Annotated in this window: 23 protein-coding genes; 16 read left to right on the forward strand and 7 right to left on the reverse strand. The window is 60.2% G+C overall.

Annotated elements, in window-relative coordinates; all coding sequences use genetic code 11:
* Positions 1-181 precede the first annotated feature (181 nt).
* The 3 genes from ACB030_RS17160 to pspF form a co-directional block, all read right to left on the reverse strand.
* Positions 182-1141, reverse strand: a complete 960-nt coding sequence (locus ACB030_RS17160; protein WP_371161458.1) for an ABC transporter permease — start codon at positions 1139-1141, stop codon at positions 182-184.
* Positions 1142-1217: 76 nt separating this feature from the next.
* Complete coding sequence (gene sapA / locus ACB030_RS17165; RefSeq protein WP_025326776.1) at positions 1218-2813, reverse strand: ABC transporter substrate-binding protein SapA; 1596 nt, start codon at positions 2811-2813, stop codon at positions 1218-1220.
* Between the two features lie 173 nt (positions 2814-2986).
* Positions 2987-4030, reverse strand: coding sequence for a phage shock protein operon transcriptional activator (gene pspF, locus ACB030_RS17170; protein ID WP_371161460.1), 1044 nt, complete (start codon positions 4028-4030; stop codon positions 2987-2989).
* A gap of 195 nt (positions 4031-4225) precedes the next feature.
* On the opposite strand from pspF, the gene pspA reads away from it, so the two are divergent.
* The 12 genes from pspA (at position 4226) to hutW (ending at position 15306) form a co-directional block, all read left to right on the forward strand.
* A complete protein-coding gene (pspA, locus tag ACB030_RS17175) occupies positions 4226-4900 on the forward strand; it encodes a phage shock protein PspA (protein WP_371161462.1) in 675 nt (224 codons plus the stop codon).
* Between the two features lie 3 nt (positions 4901-4903).
* A complete protein-coding gene (gene pspB, locus ACB030_RS17180; protein ID WP_025326779.1) occupies positions 4904-5140 on the forward strand; it encodes an envelope stress response membrane protein PspB in 237 nt (78 codons plus the stop codon).
* Entirely contained in the window at positions 5137-5541 is a 405-nt protein-coding gene (gene pspC / locus ACB030_RS17185) for an envelope stress response membrane protein PspC (protein ID WP_371161464.1), read from the forward strand. Before pspB ends, pspC begins: the two co-directional genes overlap by 4 nt.
* A gap of 75 nt (positions 5542-5616) precedes the next feature.
* Positions 5617-7023: a YcjX family protein gene (locus ACB030_RS17190; RefSeq protein ID WP_371161466.1), complete on the forward strand. Its 1407-nt coding sequence runs from the start codon at positions 5617-5619 to the stop codon at positions 7021-7023.
* 30 nt (positions 7024-7053) lie between these two features.
* On the forward strand, positions 7054-8085 hold the full coding sequence (locus ACB030_RS17195) for a YcjF family protein (RefSeq protein ID WP_371161468.1): 1032 nt from the start codon (positions 7054-7056) through the stop codon (positions 8083-8085).
* Between the two features lie 215 nt (positions 8086-8300).
* Positions 8301-9095: a phenylalanine 4-monooxygenase gene (gene phhA / locus ACB030_RS17200; RefSeq protein WP_371161495.1), complete on the forward strand. Its 795-nt coding sequence runs from the start codon at positions 8301-8303 to the stop codon at positions 9093-9095.
* A 40-nt stretch (positions 9096-9135) separates the two neighbouring features.
* Entirely contained in the window at positions 9136-9474 is a 339-nt protein-coding gene (locus tag ACB030_RS17205) for a 4a-hydroxytetrahydrobiopterin dehydratase (RefSeq protein WP_371161469.1), read from the forward strand.
* A 134-nt stretch (positions 9475-9608) separates the two neighbouring features.
* Positions 9609-11156 carry a transcriptional regulator TyrR gene (tyrR, locus tag ACB030_RS17210; RefSeq protein WP_371161471.1) on the forward strand — a complete coding sequence of 516 codons (1548 nt, stop codon included), beginning with the start codon at positions 9609-9611 and terminating at the stop codon, positions 11154-11156.
* Between the two features lie 195 nt (positions 11157-11351).
* Positions 11352-11900, forward strand: coding sequence for a YfiR family protein (locus ACB030_RS17215; RefSeq protein WP_371161497.1), 549 nt, complete (start codon positions 11352-11354; stop codon positions 11898-11900).
* A complete protein-coding gene (locus ACB030_RS17220; RefSeq protein ID WP_371161474.1) occupies positions 11897-13138 on the forward strand; it encodes a diguanylate cyclase domain-containing protein in 1242 nt (413 codons plus the stop codon). Before ACB030_RS17215 ends, ACB030_RS17220 begins: the two co-directional genes overlap by 4 nt.
* Before the next feature lie 34 nt (positions 13139-13172).
* Positions 13173-13661 (forward strand): OmpA family protein, encoded by a 489-nt coding sequence (locus ACB030_RS17225; protein ID WP_371161476.1) that lies wholly within the window; start codon positions 13173-13175, stop codon positions 13659-13661.
* A gap of 271 nt (positions 13662-13932) precedes the next feature.
* On the forward strand, positions 13933-15306 hold the full coding sequence (gene hutW, locus ACB030_RS17230) for a heme anaerobic degradation radical SAM methyltransferase ChuW/HutW (protein ID WP_371161478.1): 1374 nt from the start codon (positions 13933-13935) through the stop codon (positions 15304-15306).
* A 59-nt stretch (positions 15307-15365) separates the two neighbouring features.
* Here the strand turns inward: hutW and xseA are convergent, their stop codons facing one another.
* Both xseA and ACB030_RS17240 read right to left on the reverse strand, forming a co-directional pair.
* A complete protein-coding gene (gene xseA / locus ACB030_RS17235; RefSeq protein ID WP_371161480.1) occupies positions 15366-16730 on the reverse strand; it encodes an exodeoxyribonuclease VII large subunit in 1365 nt (454 codons plus the stop codon).
* Between the two features lie 163 nt (positions 16731-16893).
* Positions 16894-17808 (reverse strand): DMT family transporter, encoded by a 915-nt coding sequence (locus tag ACB030_RS17240; protein WP_371161482.1) that lies wholly within the window; start codon positions 17806-17808, stop codon positions 16894-16896.
* A 74-nt stretch (positions 17809-17882) separates the two neighbouring features.
* Here ACB030_RS17240 and ACB030_RS17245 point away from each other — a divergent pair, with 74 nt between their 5' ends.
* The 4 genes from ACB030_RS17245 (at position 17883) to guaA (ending at position 22725) form a co-directional block, all read left to right on the forward strand.
* The gene (locus ACB030_RS17245; RefSeq protein WP_371161484.1) at positions 17883-18047 is read left to right on the forward strand and encodes a hypothetical protein; all 165 of its coding nucleotides are present in this window, start codon (positions 17883-17885) and stop codon (positions 18045-18047) included.
* 629 nt (positions 18048-18676) lie between these two features.
* Entirely contained in the window at positions 18677-19312 is a 636-nt protein-coding gene (locus ACB030_RS17250; protein ID WP_371161486.1) for a YitT family protein, read from the forward strand.
* 275 nt (positions 19313-19587) lie between these two features.
* On the forward strand, positions 19588-21051 hold the full coding sequence (gene guaB / locus ACB030_RS17255) for an IMP dehydrogenase (RefSeq protein WP_307764526.1): 1464 nt from the start codon (positions 19588-19590) through the stop codon (positions 21049-21051).
* Positions 21052-21135: 84 nt separating this feature from the next.
* Complete coding sequence (gene guaA, locus ACB030_RS17260; protein ID WP_371161489.1) at positions 21136-22725, forward strand: glutamine-hydrolyzing GMP synthase; 1590 nt, start codon at positions 21136-21138, stop codon at positions 22723-22725.
* A gap of 570 nt (positions 22726-23295) precedes the next feature.
* Here guaA and ACB030_RS17265 read toward each other — a convergent pair.
* Both ACB030_RS17265 and ACB030_RS17270 read right to left on the reverse strand, forming a co-directional pair.
* Complete coding sequence (locus tag ACB030_RS17265; protein ID WP_371161491.1) at positions 23296-25044, reverse strand: hypothetical protein; 1749 nt, start codon at positions 25042-25044, stop codon at positions 23296-23298.
* Positions 25028-26758 (reverse strand): hypothetical protein, encoded by a 1731-nt coding sequence (locus ACB030_RS17270; protein ID WP_371161493.1) that lies wholly within the window; start codon positions 26756-26758, stop codon positions 25028-25030. Before ACB030_RS17270 ends, ACB030_RS17265 begins: the two co-directional genes overlap by 17 nt.
* Positions 26759-26917: the final 159 nt, after the last annotated feature.

Below are 26917 nucleotides of genomic sequence, written 5' to 3' on the forward strand. Positions count from 1 at the left end.
GTGTTGGATTGGGGATCTTGCGCCGTGGCGGACAAAGGGGGCGCATATGCGGCAGCGTCTTGCCAAAGGAGCCCAATCAGTCTTGTTTTGCATAGCGTTCTTTACGCCGTGCGGGATACAGCATGAAGGCGGTGAGCAGCGCGAGGCCGACATGCTGGCGTGCGTGCCGCTGTGGGCATACTCAGTCTTGTTTTGCATAGAGTTCTTTGCGCCGTGCCGGATACATGATGGTGGTCAGCAACTCGGTGCTGACGCTGATGAAGATGACGAAGCTGGCCACCACCAGGAAGGCGCCGCGGATGGCGGCATAGTCCTGCAGCGCTATGCTGCTCACCAGCCAGCGGCCGATCCCGGGCCAGTCGAACACCACCTCGGTGATCATGGCGGAGGTGAGCACGCTGCCGAGTTGCAGGCCGAGCAGGGGCAGCACGGGGGGCAGGGCATTCTTGAGGCCGTGGCGCCAGACGATCTGGCGGCGGGAGAGGCCACGGCTGGCGGCGGCCTTGATGTAGTTCTGCTTCATCACGTCGATGAGGGAGCTGCGCACGTGGCGGATCACCTCGGTGGTCGGCACCACGGCCAGCACCAGGGACGGCAGCACCAGGTGGCGCAGGGCGTCATGGAGTGCCGCCTCGCGCCAGGGCTCCTGGCTCATCAGCACGTCGACGATGGCGATCCCGGTGATGGAGGGGACGTCGTAGAGCAGGCTTATCTGCCCCGAAGAGGGCAGCCAGCCGAGATCCAGGGAGAAGAACATCACCATCAGCAGTGCCAGCCAGAAGACGGGCACGGCGTAGCCGATGAGGCCGGCGGCCATGATGGAGAGATCCAGGCCGCGCCCCTGATAGAGAGCCGCCAGGGTCCCGAGCGGGATCCCCACCAGCAGCGAGATGGCGAAGGCCGCGAGACAGAGGGTCAGGGTCGCCGGGAAGTAGTGACGGATCTCGTCAAGCACCGGCAGGCCGGAGACGCTGGAGAGGCCGAAATCCCCGGCGACGATGCGCTGCAGGAAGTCCGGGTAGCCGTGCCAGAAGTCCAGCACCTGGCCGATGAGGCGAAACTCAAGCAGGTAGGCCCCCATGGTCAGCACCAGCAGGGTGATCACCAGCAATGTGATGCGACGCAGAATATAAAAAAACATGCTTATGCCTCCGCGCAGGGGTGCGTCGATGGGAAGGGAGGCCAGATGCCACCGATGGGATGGATGCCCGCCATGTTCACTCCCGATAGGCCTGGTTGAAAGTGGTACCGCCGAAGGGCATCAGGGTCAGTCCCTGGATGTCGCTGCGGCTCACCTGGGTGCGCAGGGCATGGGCCAGCGGGATGAGCGGCAACTGTTCGTTGAGCAGCGACTGGGCATAGTAATAGTTGCGCAGGCGGAAGGCGAGTTGCGGTGTGGTCACCGCGTCGTCCAGCAGCTGATCGAAGGCGGGGCTGCACCAGCGGCTGTAGTTGTTGCCCCGCTCGACGGCGGCGCAGCTCAGCAGCTGGCGGAAGAAGTTGTCCGGATCCGCGTTGTCGGCGATCCACCCCGACAACAGGCTGTCATACTGCCCGTGGGCGAGCCGGGTCTCGATGACCGGCCAGGCCTGCTGCACTATCTTGAGCTTCACCCCTATCTTGGCGAGATCGCTGCGCATCAACTGGGCCGTCTTGAGGCCGTCCGGGTTGTAGGGGCGGGCGCCGGGCTGCACCAGCACCTGCATCTCGAACCCCTGCGGGTAGCCGGCATCCCTGAGCAGCTGACGGGCGAGCCTGAGATCGGGCTTGCGCTGGGTCAGGGAGGGGTTGTAGCCCCAGGAGAGCGGCGGCAGCAGGCTGGCGGCAGGCTGACCGGTCTCGAAATAGACCGCCTGCAGCAGGTTTTGCACGTTGATGGCACTGGCCAGCGCCTGACGCACCTGCACCTTGTTGAAGGGGGCCTTGCGGGTATTGAGGGCTAGGAAGGCGACGTTCATGCCCGACTGTACCGACAGATTGAGGTGGGCGTCCCTGTCGATCACCGACAGCTGGCTGGCGGAGGGAGTGCTCATCACGTCGCACTCGCCGGTCAGCAGCTTGGCGAGTCGCTTGGACGACTTGGGGGTGATGTCGTAGATGAGCTGCTCAATCTTCGCCTCGCCGCCCCAGTAGCCGGGGTGGCGCAGGTAGCGCACGAACTCGTTGTGACGGTACTCCTTGAAGCTGAAGGGGCCCGTCCCTATGGGGCGGCTGTCCAGCAGTTCTGGCGTACCAGCCTTGATCATCTGCTCGCCATATTCGGCCGAGAGCACGATGGCGTAGTCGCTGGCCAGGGTCGCGAGGAAGGAGGCATCCGGCCGGTTCAGCTCGAACACCACCTCATGGGGGCCCTTCTTGTAGACCCGTTTGATGAGGCTACTCAGCCCCAGGCTGTGAAAATAGGGGTACTCGCCACCCGAGATGCTGTGGAAGGGGTGGTGCTCGTCCAGCAGGCGATGATAGGTGAAAAGCACGTCATCGGCGTTGAAGTGGCGCGTTGGATTGAACCAGGGGGTGCGATGGAAGGTCACGCCCTTGCGCAGAGTCAGGGTATAAGAGAGGCCGTCCTCGCTGCTGCGCCAGTGGGTGGCGAGGCCCCCCTCGATGCTGAGGGTATTGGCATTGACCTCGAGCAGGCGATCGTAGAGCGGGCGGGCGCTGGCATCCAGGGTCGCCTCTGAATTGGCAAGCTGCGGGTTGAAGGATCTGGGCGCCCCGTCGGCACAATAGATGAGCCCGGTCCTGGAGGCATCGTCTTGTTTCTGACAGCCGGTGACCAGTACCAGGAGACCGAGCAGCAGTGGTGTGAGCATTCTCATGTTGGAACCATGTTTTCAGACAGAGTTGCCCGCCAGAGGGCGGGCGCGTTGCGGGAGCCTGCCGGGCAGGGCGTCCCATCGAGGGGGAGGCGAACATCCCCCCTCGTCAATTCCCTCGAGCTGCTGGTATTTGCACAGCATGCTTCGGAACGGGTGGTGGCAGAGGGTCAGTCGTTGTCCGTATTGCCATTGTTGTCATCCCCCTCGAGCAGCTGGTATTTGCGCAGCATGCCCCTGAACTGGTGATAGCTCAGGGTCAGCAATTGGGCGGCTTTGCGCTGATTATACTGGGATTGCTGCATCGCTTGCTTGAGTAAATTAATCTCGTAATCCGCGACCGCCCCCTTGAGATCCAGTGGCAGGCTCATGGCCTGGGGGCCGCTTGCAGAGGCCGCCTCGGTGGCAACCGGGGACGGGCTGCCGGTACGGGGGCGCCAGGGGGAGTCGAAGGGGTTGATCACCAGCTCCGACAGCGGCAACTGCGGATTGCCCTGACGGTAGAGGCTGCGCTCCACCACATTCTTGAGCTCCCGCACGTTGCCGGGCCAGGGGTAGTCTTGCAACAACTGGGTCGCCTTGCGGGAGAAGCCGGCAAACAGCGGATACCCCAGCTCCCGGGTCATGCCGTGGGCGAAGTGCTCCGCCAGCATCAGTATGTCTTCGCGCCGCTCCCGCAGCGGGGGCAGGGTGATGACGTCGAAGGCCAGCCGGTCCAGCAGATCGTGACGAAACTGTCCCCGGGCCGCCAGCTGCGGCAGATCCTCGTTGGTGGCGCACACCAGCCGCACATCCACCTTGAGCGCCTTGGCACCGCCGACGCGCTCGAATTCACCGTACTCGATGACCCGCAGCAGCTTCTCCTGCACCCGGGCGCTGGTGGTGGCCAGCTCGTCGAGGAACAGGGTGCCGCCATCGGCTCGCTCGAACCGGCCCTGATGACGCTTGGCGGCGCCGGTGAAGGAGCCCGCCTCATGGCCGAACAGCTCGGTTTCCAGCAGGCTCTCGCTCAAGGTGGCGCAGTTGATGGTGACAAAGCTTTGATCCCAGCGATCCGAGAGATAATGTAGGCGATGGGCGATGAGCTCCTTGCCGGTCCCCCGCTCGCCGATGATGAGCACGGGTTTGCGCAGGGGGGCGAGTCGCGAGGCCTGCTCGATGATCTCTAGAAACGCGTTGGACTCACCCAACAGACTTTCCGTGGCCGTGGTCATCCTGATCCCTGTTCGTTGAAAAATCTGGTTAATCTTACCAAATGTTGGCTATTTTAATCATCTCTTGTTCCGGGCGTCTTGAAACTCATGGAGAGTGCCCATATAAATCAACAAGTTAATTATTGTTCCAGATTGGCACACAAGTTGCCATTGTCAATGGAGAAACAACCCAATGCCCATCACAGGAGTACAACCATGAGTATTTTTTCCCGCCTGGCCGACATCATCAACTCCAATCTGACGTCCCTGCTCGACAAGGCCGAGGATCCCCAGAAGATGGTGCGCCTGATTATCCAGGAGATGGAAGATGAACTGGTGAAGGAGCGCTCCAACCTGGCCCGCTTCCTCGCCAACCAGAAAGAGATCGGCCGTCAGGTCAGCCGCCATCAGGAGCGGGTGAGCGAATGGCAGGCCAAGGCCGAGCTGGCCCTGACCAAGGGGCGTGAGGATCTGGCCCGAGCCGCCCTCATCGAGAAGAACAAGCAGAGCGAGCTGGCCGAAGCGCTCTATCGCGAGCAGCAGGCGGTGGACAGCGGCATCGACAAGCTGGGCGACGAGATCCGCCAGCTGGAAGCCAAGCTCGAAGACGCCCGTGCCCGCCAGAAGGCGATGGCCATTCGCAGCGAAGCGGCCAGCAGCCGCCTGAACGTGCAAAGCCAGGTGGCCCGTGGCGACAGCCAGGCCGTGGTCAGCAAGTTCGAGCGCATGGAGCGCCGCATCGACGAGATGGAAGCCCGCGCCGATCTGGGTCAGTCCGACAAGGCGCTGGCCCAGCAGTTTGCCGAGCTGGAAGCGGACGATCAGATAAGCCGCGAGCTGGAGGCCATGCGTCAGAAGCTCGGTCAGAGCGACAGCAAACAGGGGGAGTAACAGATGGAAGATCTGCTGGGTGTGTTGATGGTTCCCATGGTGGTCTTCATGGTGGTGGTGGCCCCCATCTGGCTGGTGCTGCACTACCGCGCCAAGGGGCGGATCGGTGCAGGCCTTGCCGACAGTGAGCGGGAACAGTTGCAGGGGTTATTGGCCCGTGCCGAGAAGATGCAGGAGCGAGTAGGCGCGCTGGAGTCGATTCTGGATGCGGAAGTACCCGGTTGGAGGAACAAGGTATGACACAGCAGATCAAAGAGGGGCGCAACCTCTACCGGGATCCCCAGAAGGGCAAGATAGCGGGCGTCTGCGCCGGTCTTGCCGACTACTTCGGGGTGGAGACCTGGATAGTGCGGCTGCTGGCCATCAGCGGCCTCATCTTCGCCGGTTTCATCACCTTCACCGCCTACATCGCCGCCTGGTTCTTGCTCGACAAGAAACCTGTCACCCTGTTTGGGGATCAGGAGGCGGAGTTTAGCGATCTGCGCATGAAGGCGCGCAGCTGGCAGGCCGGCGTCACCCCTCACCAGGCGCTCGGCCGCATCGCGCAGGAGCTCGACGCCCTTGAGCCAAGGGTGCAGCGCATCGAGAAGCTGGTCACCTCCAAGGAGTTCGGCCTGCAGCGCGAGTTCAGCAAGCTGTAAGTACCGCAGGGCGCGGGGCCGTGGCCCCGGCCCTTACCCCCATGGTTCGGCTGTGACAGGAGAAAAAGACCCGCCTTGATACGCAACAAACTCGAACAGTCATGGTCTGTGCTGCAGCACAAGGCCTTTGAGGTGGTGAACCGGGCTCGGGATCGCCACATCCGGCTGGCGGTCACCGGCCTGTCCCGCAGTGGCAAGACCGCCTTCATCACGGCGCTGGTCAACCAGCTGGAGCACGCCGCCATCGACGGCCGTCTGCCCCTGTGGGATGCCCAGCGCCAGGGGCGGATCCTCGGCGCCCGCCGGGTTCCCCAGCAAAACGCCCACATCCCCACCTTCCCCTACGAGCGGGGCCTCGATGCCCTGTTTGGTGACCCCCCCGCCTGGCCTGCGCCCACCCGGGGGGTGGCCGAGGTGCGCCTCGAAATTCGCTATCGCACCCGCCACCCGGTGCGCCGGCACCTGGGGGAGATCTCCACCCTCTATGTGGATCTGGTGGACTACCCCGGCGAGTGGCTGCTGGACTTGCCGCTGCTGGATCTGAGCTACGAGCAGTGGAGCGAGCAGGTGGCAAACCAGTTGCGCCGCCCCGAGCTGCAGGCCCTGGCAGCCGACTGGCTGACCCCGCTCTGGCAGGCCGAGCAAGCCTTCGAGGAGCGGCCGGCCTGCGAGCTGGCACAGCGCTACACCGACTATCTGCACGCCTGCAAGCAGGAGCTCGGGCTGCACCTGATCCAGCCGGGCCGTTTCGTGCTGCCGGGGGAGTATGCCGGGGCGCCGCTGCTGCAATTCGTGCCCTGGGTCTGGGACAAGCCGGCCCGGGAGCCTGCCGATGGCACCCTCTACGCCACCTTCAAGCAGCGCTTCGAGCAGTACAAGCAGCACCTGGTGCAGGGCTTCTACGAGCAGCACTTCGCGGGCTTCGATCGCCAGATAGTGCTGGTGGACTGCCTGGCGCCCCTCAACGCCGGGGCCGCCAGCTTTGGCGACATGCAGCAGGCCATCGCCCGCATCATGGAGAGCTTCGCCTATGGCAAGAGCAACTGGTGGCGCCGGCTGTTCTCCCCGCGCATCGACAAGCTGTTGTTCGTGGCGAGCAAGGCCGATCACGTCACCCCGGAGCAGCACGGCCCCCTGGTCTCCCTGCTCCAGCATCTGGTGAGCAGCGGTCGGGGTCAGGCGCGCTTCGAGGGGATAGAGACCGAATGCCTGGCGCTGGCCGCCATCAAGGCCACCGAGGTTGGCAAGGGGCAGGCCAATGGTCGCGAGTTTCCGGCCATCCGCGGCACCAGCCTGGCCGGGGAGCCGCTCTTGCTGTTTCCCGGAGAGGTACCGCCCCAGATACCGCCAGTCCAGTGGTGGAGCACCCAGGGCTTCGATTTTCAGGCATTTCGCCCCATGCCCATGAGCGCCCATCAGGCGCTGCCCCATATCCGGCTGGACGCGGCACTGGAGTTCTTGCTCGGGGATCACCTCGAATAACCGGCGCCGTACCAAGGAGCAGACAACAAGATGAACGATCAGACAACACAGAAGGTGCCGCTGCAAGGCAAGGTGATCCTGGAGCCGACCCTGTCGGTGGCGAGCGAGACGCCGCCCCCGGCCCCAGCCCAGCGGCTGGAAGAAGAGAGCTTCGAGCGACTCGAGGAGCTCGATGCGTTCACCGAGGTGACCCCGGCCCTGACGGTGCGGCCCCGTCGCCGCCATCGCCTGCTGGGCTGGGGGCTGGGGGCGGTCGGCCTGCTCTCCCTGGGTCAGTTTGGCGCCTTCCTCTACGACCAGTTTCTTACCACCCCGCTCTGGGGCGGCGCCTGGCTGCTGGCTTCGGGTCTGGTGGCGGTGGGCACGGCCGGCGTGGTGGGGCGCGAGTGGCTGCGGCTGCGCACCCTCAAGCGGCGCCAGGATGTACGCTCAAGGGCCGAAGATCTGCTCGCCCATCAGGGGGTGGGGCAGGGGCAGGTCTTCTGCGAGGCGCTGGCCGAAAAGAGCGGCGACAAGGGGCGGGAGGGGTATCGCACCTGGCTGGCCCAGCTCGACGAGAGCCACAGCGATCGGGAGGTGCTGACCCTCTACAGCCAGCTGGTGCTGGCCGAGCGAGACAAGCTCGCCCAGGCCCGGGTCGCCAAATGGTCGGGGGAGGCCGCCGTGCTGGTGGCCCTGAGCCCGCTCGCCACCGTCGACATGATGTTGATGCTGTGGCGCAACCTGCGGATGATCGAGGACATCGCCGATGTCTACGCCATCGAGCTCGGCTACTGGAGCCGCATTCGCCTCATCCGCCAGGTGTTTCGCAACATGCTCTATGCCGGTGCCACCGAGCTGGTGACCGAGGTTGGGATGGACTTGCTGGGAGCCGAGCTTACCGCCAAGCTCTCCGCCCGCGCTGCGCAAGGGGTGGGGGCCGGCCTGCTCACCGCTCGCCTTGGGTTACGCACCATAGAGGCGTGCCGCCCGCTGCCCTGGTGTGCGGACGAGAAACCCAGGCTCGGGGAGCTGCGCAAGCGGCTTGTCGGCCAGCTGGCGGGCTATCTCAGTAAGTCATAGCGCCATTCAAGGGCGGACCCTGCCTGAGCCATTTCTGGGCGGGCCGTCTCCACCACCACAGCGCCCCGGGAAAGCAGATCTGGATGTCACAAATTATTTACATCTGTGGCAGGCAGCCGACCTCGGGGTCGGCTGCTTTTTTGCTGGGCAAGCCGTTACAGTGATCCTGAAGAGCAACGACAAGGGGCCTTTAGGGGCCGAAGATGGCAGGGATCATGGCAAGCCGCTACACAGCACACCAACCGGACGAACAGGGCGTCATCCACTACTCGAAGGAGGAGCAGGGGACCTGGCAGATCCTGATCGCGCGCCAGCTTGCGGCGCTCGAGGGCAAGGCCTGCGACGCATACAGGGCGGGGCTGGAGAGGCTGGCACTGCCTCGGGATCGCATCCCGCAACTGGGGGAGATCAACGCCGCCCTGACCCCCACCACCGGCTGGTCGGTGGCCGCCGTGCCCGCCCTCATCTCCTTCGATCGCTTCTTTGCCCTGCTCGCTGATCGCCAGTTTCCGGTGGCCACCTTCATCCGCCGCCGGGACGAGCTCGACTACCTGCAGGAGCCCGACATCTTCCACGAGATCTTCGGCCACTGCGCCATGCTGACCAACCCCGCCTTTGCCCACTTCACCCACCTCTATGGCCAGCTCGGGCTGAACGCCAGCAAGGAGGAGCGGGTCTATCTGGCGCGGCTCTACTGGTTCACCGTGGAGTTTGGTCTCCTGCAGGAGGGGGAGGGGCTGCGCATCTACGGTGGCGGCATCCTCTCCTCCATCGGCGAGACCACCTATGCCCTTTCAGGCAAGCCGGTGCTGCAACCTTTTGATCTGCTGGAGGTGCTGCGCACCCCTTATCGCATCGACATCATGCAGCCCGTCTATTTCGTGCTGCCAAGCCTGGATTGCCTCTACCGTCTGGGGCCGCAGGAGATCATGGCGGCGGTGGCCGAGGCCCGTCGCCTCGGCCTGCGTCCGCCCCGCTTTGCCCCGGCCCCTGGCCGGCAGGCGAGCTGAACCCGTTTTCAACCCATTTCATCGATGAAAGGAGTCCCGAATGTCTGAACTGGCAAACCAGCGGTGCGAAGCGTGCCGCGCCGATGCCCCCAGGGTGACCGAGCAGGAGCTGAGCGAGCTGATGCACGCCATCCCCGACTGGCAGCCCCTGGTGGTGAACGGCGAGCTGCAACTGAGGCGTGAATTTGCCTTTCGCAACTTCAAGGAGGCGCTGGCCTTCACCAACCGGTTGGGGGAGCTGGCGGAGGCCGAGTTCCACCACCCGGCGATCTTGCTCGAGTGGGGCAAGGTGACAGTGAGCTGGTGGACCCACAAAATTGGTGGCTTGCATCGCAACGACTTCATCATGGCGGCGCGCACCGACCAGCTGCTCAAATAAACGTCTGTAGATGGTGCGGGCCTGCCCGGTGAAAATGGGACAGGCCCGCATTTTTATGGGGGAGCGCTCGCACTGGCGGGATCGAGTCTGTATCATCCGGCTATTCAGAATGTTAGCTAGGAAGTGTGTGCCGAATGCGTCTTGAAGTCAGCTGTGAAGACCGTCTGGGCCTGACCCGGGAACTGCTCGACCGACTGGTGGAGCACAACATCGATCTGCGCGGCATCGAAATCGATACCTCAGGCATCATCTATCTCAATTTCCCCGAGCTGGAGTTTCGCGATTTCCAGCACCTGATGCCGGAGATCCGCCGCATTCCCGGCGTCTATGACGTCAAGACCATCCCCTACATGCCCTCCGAGCGCGAGCACCACGAGATAGAGGCCCTGCTCAAGGCGCTGCCGGATCTGGTCTTCTCCCTCGACAGCAAGGGGCGGGTGACCCAGGCCAACCAGGCCGCCCTCACCACCCTGGCGCTGCCGCCGGAAGAGGTGCGCGGGTTGGCGCTCGCATCCCTGGTCAAGGGCTTCTCCTTCGTCCGCTGGCTGGAGGCGAGCGAGATCAAGCCCCAGACCTGCAAACTCAGCCTCGGCGGCGAGGAGTACCTCGGCGATCTGATGCCGCTGTTCGTGGCAGAAGAGAAGGGCAGGCAGGCTCTGGCCGGCGCTGTTGTGGTGCTCAAGTCCGCCCGCCGGGTCGGCATGCACTTCAGCGCGCTCCATGCGGTGGAGGTGGGGGGCTTTGAACACCTGCAGGCCGAGAGCCAGAAGATGAAGGAGGTGCTGGCCCAGGCCGCGAAACTCGCGATGCAGGATGCCCCCCTGCTCATCGTGGGGGAGACCGGCACCGGCAAGGAGCTGCTGGCCCGCGCCTGTCACGGCGCCAGCCTGAGATCCAGCCACCCCTTCATGGCGCTGAACTGCGCCGCCATGCCGGACAACGTGGCCGAGAGCGAGCTGTTTGGCTACGCCCCCGGCGCCTTTGGCAACAACACCGAGGGCAAGCGCGGTGTGCTGGAGCTGGCGAGCGGCGGCACCCTGATGCTGGACGAGATAGGCGACATGTCCCCCCATCTGCAGACCAAGTTCCTGCGGGTGCTGCAAGATGGCGTCTTTCGCCGGGTAGGGGACGAGCAGGAGGTGAGGGTCAACGTGCGCTTCATCTGTACCACCCAGAAGCAGTTGCTGGATCTGGTGCACGAAGGCAAGTTCCGGGAAGATCTCTACTACCGCCTCAACGTCTTGAGTCTGGCGCTGCCCCCCCTGCGCGAGCGCAAGGCGGACATCATGGCCCTGGCCCAGCAGTTCGTCTCCCGCTTCGCGAGCGAGTTGCAGCGCCCGCGTCCGCGCTTTACCCGCAACATGGCCGAATACCTGACCGCCTACCGCTGGCCCGGCAACGTGCGCCAGCTGCGCAACTGCCTCTACCGGGCCATGACCCTGCTGGAAGGGGACGAAATCGGCCCCGAACACGTGGACCTGCCGGTGGCGGCCGACGCCATGCCGCTCATCGACGAGTGGTTCGAGGGTGGGCTCGACGAGGCGGTGAAGCGCTTCGAGAGCCGGCTGCTGGAGCGGCTCTACCCGGCCTTCCCCTCTACCCGCCAGCTGGCCAAGCGGCTCGGGGTCTCCCACACCGCCATCGCCAACAAGCTGCGCGAATATGGGATTGGCAAAAAGTAACCCTGAAGGCGTGCCCCCGGGGCGCCCGTCCTGGTCTGTGGGGGCGCTATTGCTGCGTCGCCCGGTGACGCAGCCGATGCCAGTACGGATAGGCAGCCGCCCGGCGGCTGATAAGCTCGGTGCGACTCCTCTCTGGCACTCCCTCCATGGGCGTCGGACCTCCCAGGTACCGACGTGAGCATAAGCGCGGGCATCATGCAGTTTTTCTCCTCTATTCGGATCCTGACGTGGCTGACGCCCCTGTGTTGCTTCTGGGTGCTGACCTGCGAGGCGGCGCCGCCGACCTCGGCGGAAGTGCGCAGCGAGCTGGTGCGCCATACAGTGCTCGATATCCTGAGCTACACCCGCTGGCCCAGCGAGCCTGCCAGGTTGCGGCTCTGCGTCGCCGCGCCCACCGAGTATGCGGCGTCGCTGCTCACCATCAGCCAGCAGGCCAATGGCCGCCCGGTCGATGTGCACCGGTATGAGGTCGACGACGAGGCGCTGATCCAGCGCTGCGATGTGCTCTATCTGGGGGTGCTGACTCCCGAGCAGCGGCTCTCCCTGTTCGAGCGTCTGCGAGGATACGCCATCCTCAGCATCAGCGAGCAGAGCCGCGAGTGCATCGCCGATGCGGTGTTCTGCCTGCAGGCTGGCAAAGAGAGGGTCCGTTTTCGGGTCAACCTGGATGCGCTGGCCCGCAGCGGCGTGCGGGTGCATCCGGCCGTGCTCAAGCTCGCCAGGGCGGATGAGGAGGCGCGATGACAGTCAATCACGCAAGCCCCCGACTCACCCTGCGACAGAGCCTGGGGCGCACCCACATGATGATCTCCCTGACCGCCGTCTGCATGGCGGGCCTCTTCCTGACCATCACGGCGCTGCTGGCCCTGCGCCTCTATGCGGATCACAACCTCAAGCTGGTGGCGCGCGCCATCAGCTACACCGCGGAAGCGGCCGTGGTGTTCGATGACCAGGATGCGGCCAAGGATGCCCTGGAGGCGATCACCTCCCGGGAGGACGTGGCCAGCGCCAGCATTCTGCTGCCCGGTGGTCGGGTGCTGGCGAGCTGGCGGCGGGACATCACCACCCCCTGGACCACGCTGGAGCAGCAGTTGGCCCAGCTGATCCTGCCGGGACCGGTGGAGCTCTCCATGGTGCGGGAGAACAAGGAGATAGCCCGGGTTCATCTGGTCGGTCACGGGCAATACCTGCTGCGTTTCCTGTTGCAGACCCTGATGGCCACCCTGGTGTGCCTGCTGCTCAGTATCCTGGGAGCGCTCTACGTGGCGCGCCGGATGCAGCGATCCATCACGGCCCCCCTCAAGGCCCTGACCGAGGTTGCCTACAACGTCAGCCGCCAGCGCGCCCTCAAGCAGCGTGTGCCGGCGGCCAACATCGCCGAGCTGCACGAGCTGGGTGAAGACTTCAATTCCCTGCTCGACGAGCTGGAGGCCTGGCAGGCTCACCAGAAGCGGGAGAATGCCAGCCTGTTGCACCAGGCGACCCATGATCCCCTCACCGGACTGCCCAACCGGGCGCTGTTCGAGGCGCGGCTGGAGCAAGCCATCCAGGCCGGGCGCACCCGGCAGGAGCGGTTCGCCCTGCCCTATCTGGACTGTGATCGCTTCAAGCAGATCAATGACAACCTGGGCCATGCCATAGGTGACGAGGTGCTCATCGCGCTGGCGCGGCGGGTGCAGCATCAGCTCAGGCCCATGGATCTGGTGTGTCGCCTCGGGGGGGACGAGTTTGTCATCCTGCTCTCCCCGGTGCATCAGGAGAGTGAGGTGCAGGAGGTGATGATGCGGATCCAGCAGGCGATGACCACCCCCGTGGTCCTGAGCGATGGCCGCCATCTGGGGATAGGGGTGAGCGTCGGCGCCGCCCTTTATCCTGAACAGGGGCAGACGGCCGATGCCCTGTTGCAGGTCGCCGACGGCGCCATGTATGAATCCAAACGACAACGCAGGGAGGGAGCCGCAGACCATAAGACAACTGCTTGACATTGATATAGAAAACAATGAAAGGACGAGAATAATGACGTTTTTCAACCTGATGAGAGCGGGCCTGTTCGCGCTCTTGCTCGGTGGGCTGGCGGCTTGCCAGAGCGCGCCCAAGGGCCTCACCGAGGCGCAGATCGCCGCACTCAAGGAGCAGGGGTTTCACCTGACCGACGAGGGCTGGACCCTGGATATTTCCAACAAGGTGCTCTTTGCCAACAACGTGGGGGCCCTCAATCCCGACACCCGCAAGGTGGTGGAAGCCTTGGGCAGGGCCCTGATTGAGGTGGGGCTGAACCGGGCCCGGGTGGACGGTCACACCGACTCCAACGGCGAGGCGGCCTACAACGAGCAGCTCTCGTTGAAACGGGCCCAGTCCGTGGCCGAGGTGCTGGCGTCTGTGGGCATGCCTGCGGCCAACCTGGACATCCGTGGACGCGGTGAAGAGGCGCCGATCGCCAATAACGGCACCGCCGCCGGACGGGCGGAGAATCGCCGGGTCGCCATCATCATAGGCAACGGCTGAGCTGCCAACGCCCTGCATCAGCCGCTATCATCCGGTTTTCCGGATCCCTTCTTTCGTTAGCTCGAATGCGTGTGTGCCACCACTCTCCCGCCGGAGAGTGGCTCTCTTTCCGCCACGCCTCCTGCATTATCTCGCTTTACATCTGCTCTCGCGCCCAGGCAGAGGGGTGAGATGACGTCCTGTCACTGTCCAGGACTTGATCCAGCACAATACAGGGCTCAACTGATATTCGTTATCATTTGCATTATTTCCAGACGGTAACCTGCCAGTGATGACGCCACAGTTCACCCCGACCATGACGGGGCTCGCCACCCCGGATCCCCTGAAGTTCGCCTTTGGCGCCAAGACCTCGGCCCATGCCAGCCGGGGCGGTGCAGGCCCCCTGACGCTGGACGACGCCGGTTGGCAAGCCTGGTGGCAGCGACCGAGCGAATCCCAGGAGCGGGCGCTCTACATCCATGTACCCTTCTGCCGCAAGCGCTGCAGCTTCTGCAACTTCTTCGAAAATGGCGCCAACCCGGCGCGCATGAGCCGTTATATGGCGGCGCTGTGCGACGACCTGCTGCGGGCCGCCGAGTCTCCCTTTGGCCAGAGTCGCCCCTTCTCGGCAGTCTACGTGGGGGGCGGCACCCCGACCGACATGGCGGCGGCGGATCTGGGACGACTGGCCAGGGCCATTCGCGCCTTTCCCCTGACCCCGGATGCGGAGCTGACCCTGGAGGGGCGGCTCAACGGCTTCGATGACGAGAAGTGGCAGACGGCCCTGGCGGGGGGCTTCAACCGCTTCTCGTTCGGGGTGCAGAGCTTCAACACAGAGGTGCGCCAGCAGGCGGCCCGTTTCGACGACAGGGAGACACTGCTCGCCCGGCTGGGGGAGCTGACCCGGGATAACGCCGCCGTCATCGTCGCGGATCTCATCTTCGGCTTGCCGGGGCAGGATGAGGCCCTGTGGCGCCAGGACATCGCGGACGTGATAGCCAGCGGCGTGCACGGGGTGGATCTCTACCAGCTCATCGCCATGCAGGGCACCAATCTGGAGCGGGCGCAGGAGAAGGGCCGGCTCGGCTGGTCCGCCGATGGCCAGCAACGGGCAGCCATGTATGCCTATGGTGCCCACACCCTGGAGCAGGGGGGCTGGCAGCGGCTCTCCTGCAGTCACTGGCGGCGCAGCGAGGCCGAGCAGAGCCGCTACAACCAGATGGCCAAGCGCGGCGCCGAGATCCTCCCCTTCGGTGCGGGGGCGGGGGGCAACATCCATGGCCACGGCCTCATGTATAGCCGGGATCTGGCGGCCTGGCACGAGGCGCTGGCCGCCGATCTGCGAGCCCCCGGCATGGTGATGAGGCCCAATCCCAACGCGTCCATCGATGGCCTGCTGCGCGGTAGCCTCGATACCGGCTGGCTTGCCCTCGGGCGCTTGCCATCCCCCTTGCGGGCGCATCTGTTGCCGCTCTTTGAACGCTGGCAGCAGCATGGCCTGGCCGAGCTGACCGGGGAGACACTGGCGCTGACCCTGGCGGGGCGCTTCTGGAACGTCAATCTGCAGGCGGGTCTGTTCGAGTATCTGCAGTCAAATCCCCTGGGAGGGGAGGCGGCAACCCCCGCCGCTCATCCGGGCGGGGCCAGGCGTCACTCGTTGGTATAACGGGCAGGGAGCAAGACGAGGAGGGAACGAGAAGGGGGCCGATTGACGGCCCCCTTTCGTTATTGGTTGTGCACTTCCTCCACCCGCACCCGCAGATCCCCCTCTGCGAGCGTGGTGACCAGTTGCTGGCCCGGGCTCACCTGGGCGGCGCGGCTTATCACTTCGCCACTGGGGGTGCGGGTGATGGAGTAACCCCGGCCCAGGGTGGCCAGCGGGCTTATCCCGTCGAGCCGCGCACTCAGCATGGCGAGGCGGTGGGCGGCCAGATCCTGGCGCTTGTTCATCAGGGTATGGAGCCGCTCTTGTGCCAGCTGGTGGCGGCGCTTGCCGGCGGCCAGCAGCGTGGAAGGGCTCCTGGCCTGCAGGCGAAGTTCGAGGTTCGCCAGGCGCCGCTCCCCCTGATGCAGGCGCAGATTGAGCAGTTGCTGCAGGCGGCCGGACAGCTCGTCCAGACGCTGGGACTGTTGCTCCAGCCGGCGCTTGGGATCCTGATGGTCGAGCCGTTTTTGCAGCAGCACGAAGCCGTGGCGGGCGGCGGTCTGGCGCCGGGAGATGGCCTGCACCAGGCGCTGCTTGAGGTGCACCAGACGCTGGGCGCGGGCGCTCCTGTCCGGTGCCACCAGCTCGGCGGCGGCGGAGGGGGTGGGGGCGCGCAAGTCGGCGGCGAAGTCGCTGATGGTGACATCCACCTCGTGGCCCACAGCACTCACCACCGGGATGGCGGAGTTTGCGATGGCGCGTGCCACCGCCTCCTCGTTGAAGCACCAGAGATCTTCGAGCGACCCGCCGCCGCGACCGACGATGAGCACATCCACCTCGGCGCGGCGGTTGGCCAGGGCAATGGCCGCGACTATCTGGGCGGTGGCGGCGCTGCCCTGCACCTGGGTCGGGTAGATAAAGATGGGCAGATCCGGGGCGCGGCGTTTGAGCACTGTCAGCATGTCGTGCAGGGCGGCGCCGGTGGCGGAGGTGATCAGCCCCACGGCGCGGGGCTCGCGAGGCAACGGGCGCTTGCGGCCCTCGTCGAACAGCCCCTCGGCGCCGAGGCGGCGCTTGAGCTCCTCGAAGCGCAGGGCCAGCATGCCGTCCCCGGCGGGTTGCATGGATTCGATGATGAGCTGGTAGTCGCCGCGGGGCTCATAGAGGGAGACCCGCGCCTGCACCAGTACCTGCATGCCATCTTGCGGTCGGAACGGCACCCGGCGGTTGTTGCCCTTGAACATGGCGCAGCGCACCTGGGCCGAGATGTCTTTCAAGGAGAAGTACCAGTGGCCCGAGCTTGGCATCGCCAGGTTGGAGAGCTCCCCCGTCAGCCACACCAGCCCCAGATCCTGCTCCAGTATCATGCGCACGGCGCTGTTGAGGCGGGTGACGGTGAAGATCTGCTGCTGCCTGCTCTGGCTGGCGTCGTCGAGGTGGTTCAAGGCTGGCCCTGCTGCTGTGTCCGCCGGAGCGGGGAGAAAACGATGGGGCACATCTTACCCCAGTTCAGCCCATCCGCCGAGTCCGTGTCTGTGGCAGAAGCGGCGTCTGGCGCCAGTCTGCCTGTGCCATCTGCCGAGCCATGGGAGATCTGCCTGCCGGCAGTTAGCTCTGTGGCTGCGCCTTGGCCGGTTTGGCGGCCCTGCTCGGGCTCACCACCAGCCAGACCGCGAGACAGACGATGGCGCCGCCCGCCACGAAGCCGCCGGTGAGGGTTTCGCCCAGCACCAGATAGCCCCACAGTATGCCAAAGGGCGGGATCAGGAAGGTGACAGTGAGAGACCGCAGGGGGCCGATATCGGCGATCAGCCTGAAGTAGATGAGATAGGCGAGGGCGGTGCAGATGAAGCCGACCGCCAGCACGCTGGCCCACACCTCGGGGAGGGCCCAGTTGACGGCGGGGCCTGTCACCAGGGTGTAACCGAAGAAGGGGAGCAGGAAGAGGCAGGCGCCGAGCTGGCTGCCAAAGGCCACCAGCTTGGCATCGAGGCCGCCCCGCTCGCTGATCCAGCGCCGGGTCAGGAAACCGGCGCAGCCATAGCAGGCGGTGGCGATGAGGCAGGCCAGCACGCCGGTGACGAGATTGCCGGTCAGGTTCACCTCTCCCGTGGTGGTGATGAGGGCTATGCCCATCAGCCCCAGCATGACCCCGGCCCACTTGCGCAAGGTCAGCGTCTCGTGGAAGAAGGAGAAGCCGATGAGGGCCCCCATCAGGGGCGTGGTGGCGTTGAGGATGGCGGAGTAACCGGCGGGCAGCCAGAGCGCGGCGATGGCGTACATCAGGAAGGGCACGCCCGAGTTGATGATGCCGAGCACCATGGCGGACTTGAGCTTGCCCTGAAACTGCATGGGGGTGCGCAGCAGCAACAGCATGGCGGCGAGCCCGACCAGAGCGAAGAAGACCCGCAGGAAGGTGGTGTTGACCGAGCCGAAGGCGGGCGCGGCGATGCGCATGAACAGAAAGCTGGCGCCCCAGATGGCCGCCAGCACCAGCAGCCGCACGTAATCCGATGTTCTCATCTTCTCTCCCTGAATGAACCGCCCTGCTGCCCGAGGTGGCAAGGGGCCTTGCATCATGGCGGCAAGCTCCCTGGATGGCAACGGCATACCGCACTCCACTCTCTTCTGAGGGATGGCATTTTCACCGAGAGATCGCCGACAACCGCGCCCTGAGCTTCCTGGTGCCCGCCTACTCGGCCCGGAGCTGGATGCTGGACGGCCCTGGCAAGGTAGGGGTGGACGGCAAATACCTCAAATAAGGAAAACCTGTCACGGCGTGCAGCGAGTCGGCCTTGGGGCCGACTTTTTTATGGCGCCGAGACATGAAGCGGGGGATGAAGGCAGGTGCACCCAACCCAGGTCGTGCCGGGTGAGGCAAGCGCCTGGCCTCAGGGTGCACACTTTTGGTGCTCTTGCCCTGATATGGTGCACTTCCTTGTTGTTTGCCCTTGGGCCCAATCCCGCAGAAACATGCCAGACAGCCCCATGGCGCCCTCCTGATGGGCATCTTACATGCTGTAAAGTGACATTTTATCGGCATGATCAACCGAATAAACGAGTTAATCAGGAAGGACCACGACATGTTTTTGGGTTAATTGGGTAAACATGCTGATCTGGCACGGGAGTCGATCCCCGGATTGGTATGATCCATCTGTTTCTTGATGACTACTCGGAATTTAAATTCGATTTTTGATGGCATCTCGGACTCTTGTTTTGATTGGCGCTCTTTTTGCTGTGACTTGTCATGCCCATGATGGTGATGTCAGGGGCAGAGGGGCGCAAGGTCGGGGGCGGGTGCCAGCAGGGTGAATGCGCCGCTGCCATCCGTGCCGGAACGGCCTGGTTTTCGGGCAAGGGACGCCACAATCAATTCGTGTTAAGGAGTCATATGGAAGGTGAAATGACCATGCAGCCACTCTCTGCGGACAAGGGGTTGGCCCACACCCTCAAGGACGACGTCTACGGCATGATCCTCGGCGTCATGTTTATCGCAGTCGGCCTCAATCTGCTCAAGTGCGCCGGTATGATCACCGGCGGCATCGCGGGCATAGCCCTGCTGCTCGCCCATGTCAGCAGCCTGCCCATAGGGGTGCTCTTCTTCCTGGCCAACCTGCCCTTCCTGGTGTTTGGCTATGTCACCATGGGGCGGGCCTTCATGGTCAAGACGCTGATCGTCAACATCGCCCTCTCGGCCGCCACCCAGGCGGTGCCGCTGCTGTTGACGGTGAGCTATGTCCACCCCCTGTTCTCGGCCCTGGTGGGGGGGACCTTCCTCGGCATGGGTGTCTTGTCCCTGGCCCGCCACAACGCCTCGGTGGGGGGGGTAGGCGTGGTGACGCTCTGGCTGCAAAGGCGCACCGGCATCAACGCAGGAAAGAGCCAGATGGTGCTGGATGTGCTGGTGTTTGCGCTCTCCCTGCTCACCCTGCCGCTCTCCCTGCTGCTCTGGTCCACCTTGAGTGCGCTCGCCATGAACGCCATGCTGATGAACTGGCACAAACCCGGTCGCTACCAGGGGGGCTGAGTGGCCGCTCCGAGAGGGGCGCGGGGGAGGGGAATTGTTAAAAAGTGACCCGAGGGGCGCCTGACGGGCATGTGGCTGCCAACGTCAAAAAAGATCATCTTGTCGCGAAAAAAGGCATGGTTACGCCTGAATTTATTGGTTTTTTGCCCCGTTGGCGGCGTTAAACCGGGCTACACCATAAAAAATTCAAAAAACTTCTTTACCAGTGACCAATGCATGAGTAAAATTTGTCGGCAATATTTTACACCCCCACTCCTCAACGGTGAGATATTGCCATGCTCAGGATTGCCAAAGAAGCGCTGACCTTCGACGATGTACTGTTGGTTCCAGCACACTCCACTGTTCTTCCGAATACCGCCGACCTGCGTACCAAGCTCACGTCTGCTATCTCCCTGAATATCCCGATGATTTCCGCTGCCATGGACACAGTGACCGAAGCCCGTCTGGCTATCGCACTGGCCCAGGAAGGCGGTATCGGCTTCATTCACAAGAACATGTCCATCGAGCAGCAGGCTGCCGAAGTGCGCAAGGTCAAGAAGTACGAGAGCGGCGTGGTCTCCGACCCCGTCACCGTACGCCCTGACATGACCATTGCCCAGGTCAAGGAGCTGAGCCACAAGAACGGTTTCGCCGGTTATCCTGTGGTGACCGAGGGTAACCTGCTGGTCGGTATCATCACCGGCCGTGACGTGCGCTTCGTGATCGATCTCTCCCAGACCGTTGAACAGATCATGACCCAGAAGGATCGTCTGGTGACCGTGCGTGAAGGGGCTCCTCGCGAAGAGGTGGTTGCCCTGATGCAGAAGCACCGTATCGAGAAGGTGCTGGTGGTCAACGCCGATTTCAAACTCAAGGGCATGATCACCGTCAAAGACTTCCAGAAAGCCGAGCGCAAGCCGAACGCCTGTAAAGACGAGCGCGGCCGTCTGCGCGTGGGTGCAGCCGTCGGTGCCGGTGCCGGTAACGAAGAGCGCGTCGCCGCCCTGGTGGAAGCCGGTGTGGACGTGCTGCTGATTGACTCCTCCCATGGCCACTCCCAAGGCGTGCTGGATCGCATCAAGGCGACCCGCGACGCCTATCCTGAGCTGCAAATCATCGGTGGCAACGTGGCGACCGCCGCGGGCGCCAAGGCGCTGGTCGCCGCCGGCGTCAATGCCGTCAAGGTCGGCATTGGCCCGGGCTCCATCTGTACTACCCGCATCGTGACCGGTGTCGGCGTGCCCCAGATCACCGCCATCTCCGACGCCGTCGACGCCCTGGAAGGCACCGGCGTGCCCGTGATTGCCGATGGCGGCATCCGCTTCTCCGGCGACGTGGCCAAGGCCATCGCCGCAGGCGCCAGCTGCGTCATGGTGGGCTCCATGTTTGCCGGTACCGAAGAGGCACCGGGCGAGATCGAGCTCTATCAGGGTCGCTCCTTCAAGTCCTACCGCGGCATGGGGTCCCTCGGCGCCATGTCCAAGGGCTCCAGTGATCGCTACTTCCAGACCGACAACGCCGCCGACAAGCTGGTACCGGAAGGTATCGAAGGTCGCGTGCCGTACAAGGGCCGCCTGAAAGAGATCATCCACCAGCAGATGGGCGGCCTGCGCTCTTCCATGGGCTTGACCGGCTGCGCCACCATAGACGACATGCGCACCAAGGCCGAGTTCGTGCGCATCTCGGGCGCCGGGATGAAAGAGTCCCACGTCCACGACGTGACCATCACCAAAGAAGCCCCCAACTACCGGATGGGCTGATAAAACGGGGCCCTGCGCCCCGTTTTTCCACCATTTTTTTATCCCGTGCTTTTTGTGACAACATCAGCCTGATGCAGGAATAAAATGACTAAAGATATCCACGCCCACCGTATCCTCATCCTGGATTTCGGTTCCCAGTACACCCAGCTCATTGCCCGTCGTGTCCGTGAAATCGGCGTCTACTGCGAGCTGTGGGCCTGGGACGTAACCGAAGAGCAGATCCGCGAATTCAATCCGAGCGGCATCATCCTCTCCGGCGGCCCGGAATCCGTGACCGAGGCGGGCAGCCCGCGCGCCCCCGAGTATGTCTTCAACGCCGGCGTGCCGGTATTTGGCATCTGCTACGGCATGCAGACCATGGCCGAGCAGCTCGGCGGCAAGGTGCAATCCTCCACCTTACGTGAATTCGGTTATGCCCAGGTCGAAGTGCTGGGCCACTCCGGCAAGACCAGCGCCCTCTTGCGCAACATCGAAGACGCCATTGCAGAGAACGGCCACGCCCTGCTGGACGTCTGGATGAGCCACGGCGACAAGGTCACCGAGATCCCGGCCGGCTTCACCACCATAGCCCAGACCGCGACCTGCCCCCATGCGGCCATGGCCGATGAGGCCCGTCGCTTCTACGGCGTGCAGTTCCACCCGGAAGTGACCCACACCCGTCAGGGTGCCCGCATGCTGGAGCACTTCGTGAAAGAGATCTGCGGCTGCGAATGCCTCTGGACCCCGGCCACCATCATCGACGACGCCGTCGCCCGCATCCGCGAGCAGGTGGGTGACGACGAAGTGATCCTGGGCCTCTCCGGTGGCGTGGACTCCTCCGTGGTCGCCATGCTGGTGCATCGCGCCATCGGTGAGCGCCTGACCTGCGTCTTCGTCGACAACGGCCTGCTGCGCCTGAACGAAGGCACCCAGGTCATGGAGATGTTCGGCGATCACTTCGGCCTCAAGATCATCAAGGTCGATGCCGAAGAGCGCTTCCTCTCTGCCCTGGCGGGTATCGACGAGCCGGAAGCCAAGCGCAAGACCATAGGCCGCGTCTTCGTGGAAGTGTTTGACGACGAAGCGAAAAAACTGAAAAACGCCCGCTGGCTGGCCCAGGGCACCATCTACCCGGACGTCATCGAGTCCGCTGCCAGCAAGACCGGCAAGGCCCACGTCATCAAGTCTCACCACAACGTCGGCGGCCTGCCGGAAGAGATGAAGATGGGTCTGGTGGAGCCGCTGCGCGAGCTGTTCAAGGACGAAGTGCGCCGTGTCGGCCTCGAACTCGGCCTGCCCTACGACATGCTCTACCGTCACCCCTTCCCGGGTCCGGGTCTGGGTGTGCGGGTGCTCGGCGAAGTGAAGAAAGAGTACTGCGATCTGCTGCGCAAGGCTGACGCCATCTTCATCGAAGAGCTGCGCAAGGCCGACCTCTACAACCAGGTCAGCCAGGCGTTCGCCGTCTTCCTGCCAGTGCGCTCCGTCGGCGTCATGGGCGATGGCCGCAAGTACGACTGGGTCATTGCCCTGCGCGCAGTCGAGACCATCGACTTCATGACAGCCCACTGGGCCCACCTGCCGTACGACTTCCTCGGCCACGTGTCGAATCGCATCATCAACGAGATCAACGGCATCTCCCGCGTGGTGTACGACGTCTCCGGCAAGCCGCCCGCAACCATCGAATGGGAATAAGCGCTCACCGCTTTCCTTGCCGATAATGCAAAACTGTCAAAAAGACGCCCTTGAGGCGTCTTTTCTGTTTCCAATCGTTTGCGCCACATATCTTCTTTTTCTGATCTATCCCGCACCGCCTTGCCCCTCTCCAATCTGAATGGGGAGGTGATGGCGTCACTGCGCTGCATATTCATGCCAATGGCACTGATATGGTCGCAAGACAAACCGGGTAGCAGAGGAGAGTGAATGCAGGGCGCTGGCGAGGGGGTAGAAAGAGCAGGAGCAGAGCCCGCGGCCACCCGCACAAGCCGCTGGCAGAGGCGCAGGCCGTGTTCAATCAGATTGTTGTGGTTCAGATCGCCAAATCGCCGGATGGGGATGGCCATATCACCTCTATTACCCCGATCTGATTGGGTTGCGGGGCGAGGAGGTGAGGGGGAATTGCCCCCAATCTGTTTGCTCCAAATCCTGAAAATAAGAAAGACGCCTGAGGGCGTCTTTCTTACGTCATTTTCGGAAATATTTCCCTCAAAGTTCAAGGCCTTGATACTGTTGCCGACTAACAGAATACATAGCTTACCCATTGATTTATTCTATCTGAGATGTTGGACGACCTAATTCTGGTTGTTGGGGTGGTAAAGAATCTAATAACCAATCTTCAATATAATGGAAAGGAACTGGGTAACGGAAGCAACGGCAAGCTGTTAGTAACAATGGTGCTTTATTTTTAGTCACAGCGTACATTTTTCTAAAAGAATCAGCATGCTTACACTCTTGTGCTATATGCTTTAGTGCTGTATTTCCATTCGTTGGAAAGTTAGTTGATGCAGACCCATGTGTATCAATATTCGAGCACATACGTTGCTCACTGTATTGGTTTGGATACCAATACTGTAGCGTGCAATGCTTTAATTCATCAGTGGTAAACTGTTCCAGCTCTTTACTTATTGAGTTTAATTTATACAGAGCACTAAATACGCTTAGTAATGGATATAAAATACTAGCTTCCGTAGCTTTTTTCTTATAGGCCTGATCAGACTTATCTTTTTTTCTGTGTTCAAGAAGTTTGTCATAAGAGTTATATATTATTGGGTACATACCATTACTCTTAAAAGAGAATATGCACCAGCGAACAATCTCTGACAGCCAACTTTGCACAAACTCATCATGTGCGGAGTTGTTTGAAAGCAATGTTAAAGCTAGGCCTATATCAATAGCTTGTGAGTCTTTATATGGTGATAGTAGTATAGGATTGTTAATAATTAATAGTTTAATTGACTCTGTTATTTCTTGAAGACGAGAGCGTAATTTTTTCTGTTCTTCACTATCTCCCTCGATTGATGGTGTTTTTTCATAACTTTTGGATAGTGAGTCTAGAACCCATAGGCCTTTGACAGATAAACGCCCTAACACATCAAACAGTTGAATGTTCACATCAATCGAACAAGGTGACTGCACTGCATGGGAGAGTGCATATTTAAACTCAACATTTGGAATTAAACAACGATCTACATAACAATTAGTGATCTGTTGATAGGTATCTAACATACTATCAAATGCCGTTGAGACTTTATTCCTTCCAGTATAATAATCCTTAGCTTTATCCCAAGATAAGAGTAATGCTCGCTCCGACGAGATATATGCAGCTTCCAAGTTTTCACTATCTCGACACCATGAGAAAAGAACCCATAAGCAAGTGTTTATTCGTATGATGCATGATACTGTCGAATCTGCATCAACCGCGTTTAAAAGAATACTATCAAGCAACTTTGAGAAGTGCTTGTTCGAACTATCCGGTTCTTCAAGTAATGCTAGAGACTTCCTCAATAATGCTTGGTTAGCACTCGGTAAAAGCTCTTCTTTTAGTAAGTAGCTTTGTATTAATTCTGAGAGTTTATCACCATTCCATTCTTCAAAAGAAATATTGCTTTGAGTATTTCTTTTTTCATAACCAGATACCTCTTGCCTAATACCTGAGTTGACATCACCACCAAAGCACAAGCAAATTACTATTTTTTTATCTCTATGTTGAGGTGGTATACGACTAGGTATAAATGAGTCTTGAATTTCATCTAATGAAGGCCTCAGAGCTTGATCTGTATTCCCATTCCAAGTTTCACGAGTGAGGTTGCCTGATTTGACTGAGTATAAATATACCTTTTCTTCATCATGGTTTATTCGTCCTACAGCAGCAATGTCGACTCCATACTCTTTAACTCCACGTGTTGGAGAAATGAAAACATTTAGCCCCATACTGCTCAGTAAATCTGGTAGCACAGCATCTAATTCAGCCCGTTCTTTTAATGAAGCTAAATATTGCTTAAGAATTAATTTCATTTTTCATTCTCTCACAACGGAAAACTCGTAAAGAATAATCCAAGGATTCAGGATCTAAAATATTTAATGTTGGCATCTCAGCCGAATGGGAGAAGGAATGCATTTGCATTTCCTGTCGTGAAGACTGCCCGTCCATTTGATGAATATAATAAATTGAACTGTTGCCATATAGTAACCTTTGCGTCGTCGCAACCATCCTAACAAAAGAATGCTCTGATGCTTCCTCTTGGGCTTTCTGCATGTCTTTATAAAAGTCCTTCCAATAGGAATTTATATTATCGCTAGGAGCTGTTAGCTCCTTCAATTTAGATGCTTTTGATATATTGGAATGATGAATTTCAAGCTTATCAAGTAAGCACTGACATATATACTCTTGATCACCTTTATCTATGTATGCTTGGAAGAGATTTTTAAGGTCACCCGGGTAACTTAAAAGTAAAGGGTTGTATAAAATTTGTTCTAGTTTTTCACGTGTAGCTTTCGAAGCTGCCTCGAAAATGGATAGTATGAAACTTGCGGTTGCTATAGGTCTTGTAAACAGCCAACCGACAGCCTTACGACTAGCAAATATTTTCTTCTCTTCATTGTCTAGCAGAGTCATGTCTGCATGTAGCTCAATGTCCTTGCCTGTGACATCATGGAGTAAAATTGAAATATTGTGGCAAAGAGATTCTTCTCCATACAAGAACCACTTTGTAATGATATGGTTGCGAAATTTTGTATATTTACCTAATAATTCGTTGGAAAAATAGCTCAGCGATTGAAGATCTACACCGCATGATAAAATCGACTCCAATAGCTCTATAGAAATGCTATAAGACTCTTTATTTACCAAGTTAACCAATAAATAGTCAACATCATTTATTATATGCCTGTGTTCTGGGGGTATTTTGTATAGTTGTTTAATTAGTAGTTTTTGAATACTGTCAGGGATATTTATTGATTGGAAGGCAATAGTGTTGGAAATTGCATATAGAATATTTGGTGATGCTCCGTCAACAAACGAAGCTAACAGCCTCTGTATATGTGGCCAATATGATGGAAAAATGTGTCCAAAGTGAAGTATTGACCTTAATATTGATGCTCGACAGGTATCGTCATGCTCATTGATAGCACTACTATTTATTATGTCCCAGATAATGCTAGCCTGGTTCTCCGTGATGCTTAATCTTCCTAGTACATTATATGCCTGATTCCTTACCACTTCATTACTGTTAGCAATCAAACTTTTTACAACCTGTATAGATTCAGCTATCTGCCCTGAGTCATAAGCCATAATCGCGTAAAAAATAAAAGGGCTATAAGAATCAATTTTAGTTTGTTTTAGGATGAAATCTACGCTATCTCTGGGGCGGCTATTATTCACGCGACAAAAACATCCAAATGCCCCGTAGACTATATGGCCACCAGCCAATTCTGTTAGCTTGATTAAGCAATGCAAAACATCTTCAACTTTTGCATCTAGTGAAGGTAGTGTAGTTTCAACCACACGCATAATGGCATAAAAATTGTTTTTGTAAGATGTATCATTAACTGCTTCTAATATTTTTAAGAAGTCGATTTCACCTGTATTGTGAAGTTCAGACAGAGCCTCTGTCAAAAATATACCGTCTGATTTTATTTGTTGTCTGTATAATTCGTTTATCAGAGTAAGTAGGTTTTCTACATTTCCTCTTGCATTTAGCAATGTACATCTGGTTTCTTCTAACGACATTATACCCAGGGCGGGATCGCACTTTGTTAATGAAATTTGAACAGGCATATCGTCTGTGATCTAATCGCGTCTCCATGCAGGAGGCACGCGCTATGACGTTGATTGAACACCTTACCCTTGTCGAAGAAACTCGCTCTGAGATCAATCGTAAACATAACC

The organism is Aeromonas sp. S16(2024) (assembly GCF_041403065.1).
GTDB lineage: Bacteria > Pseudomonadota > Gammaproteobacteria > Enterobacterales > Aeromonadaceae > Aeromonas.

What these genes read in the sequence shown, in the direction of transcription:
- ACB030_RS17160 (WP_371161458.1), bottom strand. Translation starts at nt 1,141, where the DNA reads ATGTTTTTTTATATTCTGCGTCGCATCACATTGCTGGTGATCACCCTG.
- sapA (WP_025326776.1), bottom strand. Translation starts at nt 2,813, where the DNA reads ATGCTCACACCACTGCTGCTCGGTCTCCTGGTACTGGTCACCGGCTGT.
- pspF (WP_371161460.1), bottom strand. Translation starts at nt 4,030, where the DNA reads ATGACCACGGCCACGGAAAGTCTGTTGGGTGAGTCCAACGCGTTTCTA.
- pspA (WP_371161462.1), top strand. Translation starts at nt 4,226, where the DNA reads ATGAGTATTTTTTCCCGCCTGGCCGACATCATCAACTCCAATCTGACG.
- pspB (WP_025326779.1), top strand. Translation starts at nt 4,904, where the DNA reads ATGGAAGATCTGCTGGGTGTGTTGATGGTTCCCATGGTGGTCTTCATG.
- pspC (WP_371161464.1), top strand. Translation starts at nt 5,137, where the DNA reads ATGACACAGCAGATCAAAGAGGGGCGCAACCTCTACCGGGATCCCCAG.
- ACB030_RS17195 (WP_371161468.1), top strand. Translation starts at nt 7,054, where the DNA reads ATGAACGATCAGACAACACAGAAGGTGCCGCTGCAAGGCAAGGTGATC.
- phhA (WP_371161495.1), top strand. Translation starts at nt 8,301, where the DNA reads ATGGCAAGCCGCTACACAGCACACCAACCGGACGAACAGGGCGTCATC.
- ACB030_RS17205 (WP_371161469.1), top strand. Translation starts at nt 9,136, where the DNA reads ATGTCTGAACTGGCAAACCAGCGGTGCGAAGCGTGCCGCGCCGATGCC.
- tyrR (WP_371161471.1), top strand. Translation starts at nt 9,609, where the DNA reads ATGCGTCTTGAAGTCAGCTGTGAAGACCGTCTGGGCCTGACCCGGGAA.
- ACB030_RS17215 (WP_371161497.1), top strand. Translation starts at nt 11,352, where the DNA reads ATGCAGTTTTTCTCCTCTATTCGGATCCTGACGTGGCTGACGCCCCTG.
- ACB030_RS17220 (WP_371161474.1), top strand. Translation starts at nt 11,897, where the DNA reads ATGACAGTCAATCACGCAAGCCCCCGACTCACCCTGCGACAGAGCCTG.
- ACB030_RS17225 (WP_371161476.1), top strand. Translation starts at nt 13,173, where the DNA reads ATGACGTTTTTCAACCTGATGAGAGCGGGCCTGTTCGCGCTCTTGCTC.
- hutW (WP_371161478.1), top strand. Translation starts at nt 13,933, where the DNA reads ATGACGCCACAGTTCACCCCGACCATGACGGGGCTCGCCACCCCGGAT.
- ACB030_RS17240 (WP_371161482.1), bottom strand. Translation starts at nt 17,808, where the DNA reads ATGAGAACATCGGATTACGTGCGGCTGCTGGTGCTGGCGGCCATCTGG.
- ACB030_RS17245 (WP_371161484.1), top strand. Translation starts at nt 17,883, where the DNA reads ATGGCAACGGCATACCGCACTCCACTCTCTTCTGAGGGATGGCATTTT.
- ACB030_RS17250 (WP_371161486.1), top strand. Translation starts at nt 18,677, where the DNA reads ATGGAAGGTGAAATGACCATGCAGCCACTCTCTGCGGACAAGGGGTTG.
- guaB (WP_307764526.1), top strand. Translation starts at nt 19,588, where the DNA reads ATGCTCAGGATTGCCAAAGAAGCGCTGACCTTCGACGATGTACTGTTG.
- guaA (WP_371161489.1), top strand. Translation starts at nt 21,136, where the DNA reads ATGACTAAAGATATCCACGCCCACCGTATCCTCATCCTGGATTTCGGT.
- ACB030_RS17265 (WP_371161491.1), bottom strand. Translation starts at nt 25,044, where the DNA reads ATGAAATTAATTCTTAAGCAATATTTAGCTTCATTAAAAGAACGGGCT.
- ACB030_RS17270 (WP_371161493.1), bottom strand. Translation starts at nt 26,758, where the DNA reads ATGTCGTTAGAAGAAACCAGATGTACATTGCTAAATGCAAGAGGAAAT.